Origin of the sequence: Deinococcus sp. (genome assembly GCF_018260405.1) — a bacterium.
Classification (GTDB): domain Bacteria; phylum Deinococcota; class Deinococci; order Deinococcales; family Deinococcaceae; genus Deinococcus.
The window spans coordinates 1-1,360 of the sequence record NZ_JAGLBG010000112.1 but is presented as its reverse complement, the minus strand read 5'-3'; the positions used below and the strand labels follow the sequence as shown (position 1 = coordinate 1,360).

The following is a 1,360-nucleotide window of genomic DNA, read 5'->3' as shown; positions in this document are numbered from 1 at the left end:
CCCTCCTCGACATGATCGGGCCTGTCATGATCGGCCCCAGTAGCAGCCACACGGCGGGCGCGTGCCGCCTGGGCCTGGTGGCGCACCATCTGCTCGGTGAAGCGCCCAGGCAGGCGAGCATCGGCCTGCACGCCAGCTTTGCCAAGACCGGGCGCGGGCACGGCACCCACCTCGCGCTGATCGCCGGAATTCTGGGTTTTGCCCCCGACGATCCCCGTTTGCCCCGCGCCTTCGAGGAAGCGCAGGCGGCGGGCCTGGCCTTCGAGTTCGCGGACGTGGACCTGGGCGACGTTCACCCCAACACCGCACGCATCGAACTGTGGGGCGACACGGCGCAACTGGAAATGCAGGGCAGCAGCACGGGCGGAGGGGTCATTCTGGTCACGCAGGTGCAGGAACTGGGGGTCAATTTCAGCGCCGCCAACCCCACCGTGCTGCTGCGTTACGCCGACGCGGTAGGCATGATCGCCCGCGTGACCTCGGTGATCGCCGCCGACGGCGTGAACATTGCTGCACTGACCTGTACCCGTGAAAAACGTGGCGGGCAGGCGCTGCTGGCGATCGAACTCGACCAGCCGCTGAGTGCCGAAGCCCTGGCTTTTTTCGGGGCGTGGAACGACACCAACTGGGTCAGGATGCTGCCAAAACTGATGGACGGCTAAAGCCTGTCTGGTGAGGGCCAGGTGAGGCCGAACAGTCTAAGCGCAGGCGGGGGGGGTTTTAAGAGTCTGGTTCAGTGATAGCCACCTTCTAGCGGGCGGCCCTCGCCACGTTCCTCGCTGGCCACTTCGGGCAAGGTGGTGGGTAGGTCTTCGCCGTTGAGGGCGCGGGTCAGGCGATCCATGTCCAGCGCGTTCTCGCTTTTGGCGACGACCAGGGTGGCTACAGCGTTGCCGATAAAGTTGGTCAGGGCGCGGGCCTCGCTCATGAAGCGGTCGATACCCAGAATCAGCGCCAGCCCCGCCACCGGCACATGCCCCACGGCGCTCAGGGTGGCGGCCAAGGTGATAAAGCGGCCAAGGTGATAAAGCCGCTGCCGGTAACGCCCGCCGCGCCCTTGCTGGTCAGCAGCAGCACCGCTAGCAGGCTCAGTTGCTGGCTCAGGCTCAGGTGGGTGTTGGTGGCCTGGGCAATAAACAGCGCCGCCATCGTCAGGTAAATGCTGGTGCCGTCCAGGTTAAACGAGTAGCCGGTAGGCACGACCAGCCCCACCACGCTTTTGTCGGCCCCGGCGTGCTCCAGTTTCATAATCAGGCGCGGCAGCCCGGACTCGCTGGAGCTGGTGCCGAGCACGACCAGCAGTTCTTCTTTGATGGTAACTGCTCAGCAGGGGGACTTGCGAAGCGGAAAGGGGTAGAGT

At 65.1% G+C, this 1,360-nt stretch carries 1 protein-coding gene and 1 pseudogene; one reads left to right on the top strand and one right to left on the bottom strand.

What is annotated here, in order from left to right; translation table 11 throughout:
- Window positions 1-662: L-serine ammonia-lyase, iron-sulfur-dependent subunit beta (gene sdaAB / locus QZ269_RS11440; RefSeq protein WP_291426834.1), on the top strand; the 662-nt coding region annotated here is incomplete at its 5' end.
- A 71-nt stretch (window positions 663-733) separates the two neighbouring features.
- Here sdaAB and QZ269_RS11435 read toward each other — a convergent pair.
- Window positions 734-1,314, bottom strand: a pseudogene (locus QZ269_RS11435) (cation:dicarboxylase symporter family transporter); the annotation flags it as partial.
- Between the last annotated feature and the right edge of the window lie 46 nt (window positions 1,315-1,360).